This window comes from Chloroflexus sp. MS-G (assembly GCF_000735195.1).
Classification (GTDB): domain Bacteria; phylum Chloroflexota; class Chloroflexia; order Chloroflexales; family Chloroflexaceae; genus Chloroflexus.
Map to the genome: position 1 here is coordinate 1 of NZ_JPIM01000153.1, position 8,162 is coordinate 8,162.

Annotated in this window: 7 protein-coding genes; all 7 read right to left on the reverse strand. The window is 54.9% G+C overall.

The window, feature by feature from the left end:
• Positions 1-286: 286 nt before the first annotated feature.
• Positions 287-1,255, reverse strand: a complete 969-nt coding sequence (locus JE47_RS0118485) for a prephenate dehydrogenase (RefSeq protein ID WP_031461168.1) — start codon at positions 1,253-1,255, stop codon at positions 287-289.
• A gap of 21 nt (positions 1,256-1,276) precedes the next feature.
• The gene (locus tag JE47_RS0118490) at positions 1,277-1,870 is read right to left on the reverse strand and encodes a hypothetical protein (protein ID WP_031461169.1); all 594 of its coding nucleotides are present in this window, start codon (positions 1,868-1,870) and stop codon (positions 1,277-1,279) included.
• Positions 1,857-2,954: a chorismate synthase gene (gene aroC, locus JE47_RS0118495; RefSeq protein ID WP_031461170.1), complete on the reverse strand. Its 1,098-nt coding sequence runs from the start codon at positions 2,952-2,954 to the stop codon at positions 1,857-1,859. The genes JE47_RS0118490 and aroC overlap by 14 nt, the downstream gene beginning before the upstream one ends.
• 24 nt (positions 2,955-2,978) lie before the next feature.
• Entirely contained in the window at positions 2,979-4,187 is a 1,209-nt protein-coding gene (locus tag JE47_RS0118500) for a glycosyltransferase family 4 protein (protein WP_031461171.1), read from the reverse strand.
• A 111-nt stretch (positions 4,188-4,298) separates the two neighbouring features.
• Complete coding sequence (locus JE47_RS0118505; RefSeq protein ID WP_031461172.1) at positions 4,299-5,483, reverse strand: class I SAM-dependent rRNA methyltransferase; 1,185 nt, start codon at positions 5,481-5,483, stop codon at positions 4,299-4,301.
• Positions 5,484-5,492: 9 nt separating this feature from the next.
• Positions 5,493-6,734, reverse strand: coding sequence for a glucose-1-phosphate adenylyltransferase family protein (locus JE47_RS0118510; RefSeq protein ID WP_031461173.1), 1,242 nt, complete (start codon positions 6,732-6,734; stop codon positions 5,493-5,495).
• A 68-nt stretch (positions 6,735-6,802) separates the two neighbouring features.
• The gene (locus JE47_RS0118515; protein ID WP_031461174.1) at positions 6,803-8,056 is read right to left on the reverse strand and encodes a glucose-1-phosphate adenylyltransferase; all 1,254 of its coding nucleotides are present in this window, start codon (positions 8,054-8,056) and stop codon (positions 6,803-6,805) included.
• Between the last annotated feature and the right edge of the window lie 106 nt (positions 8,057-8,162).

An 8,162-nucleotide genomic window follows, 5' to 3' on the forward strand; every position in this document is an offset into this window, starting at 1 on the left:
GTCAGCAAAACAGCTACGATCCCAGAACTTAAGGTAACGAGAATCTTTCCTCGGCGTTGAACTTCAGGATCAGGCGAATCGATGCGCAGGAGCCAGTTGAGCAGATGTGTCATGATGTTGATCCTTTTGCCGGGACCACCTAGGCATCTGTATATGCGTTATTTTTGCACATCGGGTCGAGCGATGTCAACCAACGACAGTGCTGATCTGCACCACCGACGACTCTGAGCACGATAGCACCTCGTTTATGCGGCAGGGTTGGAAGTTGCAGCAGACTACCATCACATCATTCATTTCGTTTCGGCCAGCGTAAGCCGAGCAGACTCGGTCGTTCGACGGTAGGCATGCTGGTGAAATCCGCTTCACCAGGACGTAGGTGCGGCTTACTGGCAAGCCATGCATCACGAGTAGCCTTGGCTTGTTGCAGGAGTTGTTCGATAGCTTCCGCATCACCGGCAGTAATCTGATCACGGACCGTTATGAGGAAGCGAATCACTTCGTCGATCCAGCGGCTTAAGCCATGCGGATTGGTCAGCAGAATATCACGCTGCATGGCGGGATGACCGGAGGCCAGACGCGATACATCGCGGAAGCCGGTAGCAGCCAGCGGTGCCATTTCTTTCCAGGCCGGACTATTCCCGGTTGCAGTGACCAAACCAACGGAGAGCAGAAGGGGGAGATGCGAGATACCGGCTACGTAGGCATCATGCTCTTCTGGATCGATGTAGTACGGCTTGGCGCCGATTGTGCGCACCATCGCTTCTACCGCTTCAACAGCCTGCGGCGTTGTGGTGCTGATGGTCGTAAGACAGTAGATCGCACCACGGAAGAGGTCAGGATCGGCTGCGCCTGGCCCCGATTGTTCACGACCGGCCATTGGATGGCCACCGATGAAGGTAACGGTTGACGGGAGAAGTTCGCTTGCCCAGTGGCAGACCATCGCTTTCGTACTGGCAACATCAGTGACGATGGCCCCATTGGGTAAAAGTGAAGCCAGTTCGCCGAACACATCGCGAATGGCACGTACCGGCGTTGCGACAACCACGATTTGCGCGTCGTGGACTGCATCGGCTAACGTGCGGGCTTCACGATCAATTGCTAATCGTCCACGTGCTTCACGAGTAACCTTGAGGTCGCGATCAAAACCGGTGATCGTAATGTGGCCGATGGGTGACTCCTTCGGATCAGCATTACGGAGGGCCATACCCAATGACGTTCCGATCAGCCCCAGACCGATGATAGCAATACGGATCATAGTGCGTATTCCTTTACCGCGTTATGCTCTTTCTAACCCGATCAACGATAAGAAGAGAATTTCAATCAGCACCAGGATCACGGCCAGCGCAATAAATTTAATCGGGTCAAGCGTGCGCAACGCGGCCAACGCCAAAACAGTGGCAACGAATATGCCACATTCGTATGCTTCACGACGCACCCTACGGTTGTCGAGTGCCCAGGCCCGCAGTGTAATCCAGCGCCGACTCAGAACAGCAATAATTGGCCGACAGATTGCAGCAACACACAGAAAGACGGCAAACAACATCAATGTGTACACCGGTATATCAGGTGGGTCGAGTAAAGTACCGGTCGGCGCCGGTATCATTGCCACCGTAACCAGAAAAAGCCAGACTCCTAGCGTCCCTTCTACGGTCAGACCGGGCAACTCAAGCCATCGTTCGAGAGACCCAAAGGTGGTAATACCGGTGATAAAAGCTACAACAGCGAAAAGCAGACGCCATCTAATTGCTGAGCCGTCGGTCAAATTGAGACGGATCAGCATAGCAATGACCAGGAACCAGCTTAAGACAGCTAGTAATGCCAGCAATGGCAACCAGCGGCTTCTCTTCGGTAGTTCATCATGCTTCGCCATAATGATCCTCCCACGTCACGCGAGCTAGCCGCTGACGAAGGAGATGGTCGGCCAACACTAATGCCAGCATCGCTTCGGCTACCGGTACCAGGCGCGGCAGAACTGTTGGATCGTGGCGGCCATGCACTTCAATCGTAACCGGATTTCCTTCGCGATCAACCGTCTGTTGGGGGCGAGCGATGCTAGCCGGAGGCTTGGCTGCCAGACGTACCACAATTTCTTCTCCGGTTGAAATACCGCCGAGAATGCCGCCATGATGATTGGAAAGCGTCCCAATGGTGCCATCATCCCGGCGAATGAAGGGATCGTTATTCTGCGACCCACGGAGCATAGCTACACCGAAGCCTTCACCAATCTCAACCCCTTTGATAGCCGGAATGGAGAACATAGCCTTGCCTATATCAGCCTGAAGTTTATCAAAAACCGGCTCGCCCAAGCCGGGAGGAACTCCTCGGGCACGCACTTCAACAATACCACCCAGCGAGTCGAGTTCACGACGCGCCTGATCAACTCGTTCGACCATGAGTGCTGCGATGCGGGCATCAGGGCAGCGCATAATATTCCGCTCAATTTCTGCTTCATCAAACACTTCGGCGCGCAGATCGGCCAGTTGCAGGGTGTAACCGATAATACTTACACCGTAGGTTGCCAGGAGGCGTCGGGCCACAGCACCACCTGCCACCCGCCCGATGGTCTCACGCGCCGATGAGCGGCCACCACCACGCCAGTCGCGAAAGCCGTACTTGACATCCCAGGTATAGTCGGCATGACCGGGGCGATAGGTATCTTTAATATTTTCGTAGTGGTGCGATTTGGCGTCGGTGTTGTACACGATCATTGTAATCGGGGTACCGGTTGTGCGCCCCTCGAAAACGCCAGAGAGAATCTGAACTTCATCGGCCTCACGACGCTGCGAACTGACCCGACTCTGACCGACACGTCGGCGATCAAGTTCACGCTGAATATCGGCAACATCAAGCGGCAAACCGGCGGGGCAACCATCGACGGTACAACCAACTGCCGGCCCGTGCGACTCGCCCCACGTTGTTAAGCGAAAGACGTGACCAAAGGTGTTTCCGGGCATAGTGTCATTCCCTGTTCATCTGCCTCAAGCGCGGCGCATAATCTCTTTACCCCAAGCACCAGCTTTCCACTCCATCCAGACACGATCGTACACTGCTTTGACTTCACCGGCAATGCGTGTCCAAGTGTAGTAGGCACGGGCCAGCGCAGCACCGCGTGCCGCACGTAGCCGTGAATCGGCGGGTGCATGCAGGCTGGCAAGCAGTGCCTGGACCAGCCCCTCTACATCTCCTGCTGGCACAACGAGGCCGTTGAGTTCGTGTTGCACAACTTCGGCTAATCCACCAGCATCAGAGACAATCACCGGACACCCGGCGGCAAAGGCTTCCAACGCGACAATGCCAAACGGTTCATAGAGGGAGGGAAAGACGGCAACATCACCAACTGCGTATAGCCGGTTGCGGTCTTCATCGCTGATAAAGCCCAGAAACTCTACCGCAATACCGAGTTCGGTTGCACGCCGTCTCAGTTCGTCGAGCATACTGCCGGTACCGGCAATAACCAGACGCGCCGGTATGTCGGCTACCACTCGTGGCCAGGCCTCTAACAAAATATGTACCCCCTTCTCGTACACTAACCGTCCGACAAAGATGACGAGTGCTTCGTTATCGGCAGCAAACCGGCGGCGGAATGACACCCATTCGGCCGGATTGGCAAACGGTTGGGAGGGCAAGTGTACACCATTCGAGATCACATCGATCTTATCCGCCGGTGTGGTAAAGTATTCTCGGATCTGACGAGCCATAAAATGCGAACAGACAATCACCCGCCAGGCTTCGTAGGTCAGACGCCATTCGAGATCGTTAATATATTGGGCACGCTGACCGTTGATGGCGCCCCGCCCACGACCACGTTCGGTTGCATGAATGGTAGCAATCAGCGGGATGCGCCAGTGATGTTTGAGGGCAATCCCAACTTCAGCGGTAAGCCAGTCGTGAACGTGAATCAGATCAGGTCGTCCGCCAGGGAAAAGCACATGAGCTGCCTGCTCAAGATGGCGACCGGTATGATAGACAAAACCGGGAAAGTCGTCGGTATCGAGCGTTGGAACTGAGACACGACAGATGGTGAGATTTTGATGACGTTCAAACGCTTCCCCGCCACGTAGTTGGGGGGTAAGGACGGTAACGATCACATCGTGCTCAGTTAGGGCTGGCGCCAGATCAGCTACATGGCGACCAAGACCACCGACGATATGTGGTGGATATTCCCACGAGATTTGGAGAACGTGCATAGCCAGATTATAGCATAGCCGAACAATCCCTGTATCTGTGAGGATTGAAACGAATTCTCATGCCGGGAAACGGATGCACTACGATGTCGTGGCACCTCTCCAGGTACACATCTACACCAGGGTCTGTACACGGGCAATCACATACTTTAGATACCGTCCTTCAGGAAAACCGGCGGGCACGGGATGATCGAGCGGGTGACCAGCCTCGTGAATGATTTGCATTCGGCGATGGGCCTGGGCAGCCGCTTCACCGAGCAACTCACGGAACTGCTCTGGCCCAATTTGTGCCGTACAACTGGCAGTTACCAGCAGACCGCCAGGCGTGACACAACGCAATCCCAGTGCATTGATTCGCACGTAGGCGCGCATGGCAGCGTGCTGACTGCTACGTGTGCGGGCAAAGCTAGGCGGATCAAGAATGACAACATCGAACATCTGTCCTCGCCTAGCATACTGGTCAAGCAGCGCGAAACAATCGTCGGTCACAAAGCGATGACGGTCTGCTGGCAAATGGTTGAGAGCGATATTAGTGGCTGTCGCCTCGGCCAGCCCATGCCCAACGTCGCAACTCACGACTTCGGCTGCATTACCGCGTAAGGCATAGAGGGAAAAACCTCCAGTGTACGCAAAACAGTTCAGCACACTGGCGCCGGCAACCATCCCCTCCAGCGTGCGCCGGTTCTCACGCTGGTCGAGAAATAGACCGGTTTTCTGACCGTAGAGCATATCAACCTGAAAAAAAAGACCGTTTTCCTGTACAACCAGATTGCGTGGCGGCCACTCTCCCCACAGCAATATCGGTTGTGCCTGGTCATCATCATCGTGCTGGCGTGGTCGCTGTATCACACCGCGCAGCTCCGGATCAACGGCACGGAGGGCATTCGCGACGATGGGCACAATCGTTTGTACACTATCGGCGTAGGTTTGGATAACAGCATAATCGCCGTAACGATCAACGACCAGACCGGGCAGATAATCACCTTCGCCATAGATCCAACGGTAGGCCGTTGTCTGACCACTGGCCCGTATTGGCGCCCGCAGTTCCCAGGCTTCCCAGACTCGTTCGCGAAACCATTGCTGATTCGGGAAATCATGCCGACTGTAAATGCGTAGACCGATTGGACTCTGAGCATCGTACAGGCCATAGACCGTCAAACCACCACAGCGCGCACATACCCATTGGCCGGTACGCAATCGTTCACCGCCGATTAGGTGATTCCGGTAAACCCAGGGGTGTCCCTGCTGAAGGCGGGAACGGATAGAAGGATCAATTACCAGGTCGCCAGGAGATGTCATATTGTTCCGCTAAATAGTCGCTCCACTCGGCACGTTACCATCTGCCGGAAAGGCACTAGCCGGTGTACGTGGTCTGATCGCAACGTTGCGCCCAATGCGCACACCTGCCGGTATCTGAGCCTTTAAACCAACAATGGTTAGCCCAGTGTTCAAGCGTTCTGGTGCTTCAGTGTTTGGCGTATTATCATCGCCATCACCGACTCGCGCCCCCTCGCCAATCCGCACACCTTCATCAATAATGCAGCGGTCAAGGACAACACCGGGTTCGATGATAGCATCGCCCATGACGATGGAGTCACGCACGACTGCACTAGGAGCAACGATCACCCCTGGCGAAAGCACCGATCCGATAACCGTACCGTATACCCGGCAGCCATCGCTGAGCAGACTATTTTCAACCCGTGCTTGCACGCCAATCTCAGCGCCCGGTCGATCAGAACTGACCGTATGGATCACCCATTCGGGGTCGTACAGATCAAGTGCTGGGGTTTCAGCCAGCAACGCCAGATTCGCCTCGTAGTACGCCTGTACCGTACCGACATCGGCCCAATAGCCCTGGAAGTAGTACGCGAACGCACGCGCACTGGTGACAATGTAGGGCAGCAGATGACGACCAAAATCGACGGCATCGGTCGAACGAAGCAGATCGATCAGATACTGCTTACGGAAGACGTAGATACCCATTGAAGCAAGGTTTGAATCGGCCCGGCGTGGTTTTTCAACGAAACGATCCACCCGTCCTTCGCTCCCAACCGACACAATACCGTAACGATGGGCATCGTGAGGACTTACACTCCGTACAGCCATAGTCAAATCAGCTTGCCGCTCTTCGTGCAGTTTGAGCAGGGGCGTATAATCCATCTTGTAAATGTGGTCACCGGCCAGCAGGAGCACCGCATCGACCGGCTGTTCTTCAACCACGTCAAGATTGTAGCGTACCGCATCTGCCGTCCCACGCTGCCAACCACCGCCATCGGGGGTCGGTGAAGGGTGCAGCAGCCGTAAGCCACCTTGTGCACGGTCGAGATCCCAGGGTCGCCCAACGCCAAGGTGAGCATGGAGCGAACGTGGACGATACTGAGTCAGCACGGCTACATTGTACAGACCCGAATTAACACAGTTTGAGAGTGCAAAATCAATAATGCGGTACTTACCACCAAACGGTACCGCCGCTTCAGTGCGTTCGGCGGTAAGGACACTGAGTGCCGGTGAGTCACCACCGGCCAGTATCATCACAAGAGTGCGTAGCATATCGACTCCGTTTGTAACGTCAATACAGCAAGAGCGTTTCCCGCCGGTATGGCCGACAAACTGGGAACTCAGATCGTTTCTCCCGACGGTACATCACTGGCTGGAAAATCTTCTGCTTCACGGTCTGCATTAATGATGACATTCCGACCGATAGTAATTCCGGCTGGAATATGGGCCGCTTTGCCAACAACGGTCACCCCGCAGTTAAGTTTATCAGGTTGTTTGCGGTTCGGCACCGTCAAATCGTCACCAAAACCGACCCGAGCACCGGCGCCGACCACGACCTTTTTATCGATAATCACCCGATCTAGCACCGCGCCGGGGCCAATCCAGGTATCGTTCATAACCACACTATCGCGCACAACCGCTCCTGGCGAAACGTAGACGCCTGGCGACAACACTGAATGAATGACCGTTCCGCGAATAGTACAGCCGTTGCAGATAATCGATTGGGTCACCTTTGCCTGCGGCCCGATCTTGGCCGGTGGTCGCTCTTCGCTACGGGTGCGGATCAACCAGTTTGGATCGAAGAGATCGAAATCAAGTGATGGGTCGAGCAACTGCATACTCGTCTCCCAGTACGACTGGATCGTACCGACATCGACCCAATACCCCTTGAAGCGGTGGGCAAAGACTCGATCTTCAGCGACCATCGCCGGAATCACATCCTTACCGAAATCGATGCGGGGTTTCTCCGGCCCACCCTCGGAAAGACGCCGGATCAGGATGTCAGTGTTAAAGACGTAGATTCCCATCGAGGCCAGATTCCCCTTATCTCGCCCCTTCGGCTTCTCGGTAAATTCGATCACCCGGTCGTTTTCGTCGATGGTCATGATACCGAAGCGATCGGTCTCTTCGAGTGGTACCTCCATCACCGCCACTGTCAGATCAGCCCGTTTTTGTAGATGCGTGTTAATAATATCGTTGTAGTTCATCTTGTAGATATGATCACCAGACAGGATAAGTACCAGATCGGCGCGTCGCTCCTGGATGTAGGCCAGATTCTGGTAGACGGCATCAGCCGTCCCGCGATACCACGACTCATCACGACGACCCTGGTACGGCTGAAGTAAGCGCACACCACCACGAGCACGGTCGAGATCCCAAGGTTTTCCAATTCCAATGTGCTCGTTGAGGGAATGAGGCCGGTACTGGGTCAGAACTGCGACATCGAAGATACCAGAGTTGACACAGTTGGATAGGGTAAAATCTATGATCCGAAACTTACCGGCGAAAGGTACTGAAGGCTTTGCTCGTTTTTCCGAGAGGACACTGAGACGGGTGCCTTCGCCGCCTGCCATGATCATTGCTACGATGCGCATACGCCCCCCGTGTGAATAGCTAACATTCTTGTGTTATCGATTGTAAACGCAAGCTGGTAATCGTGCAACGCGAGTGCATGGATGGTGCAAGCGCCACCCTTACCTT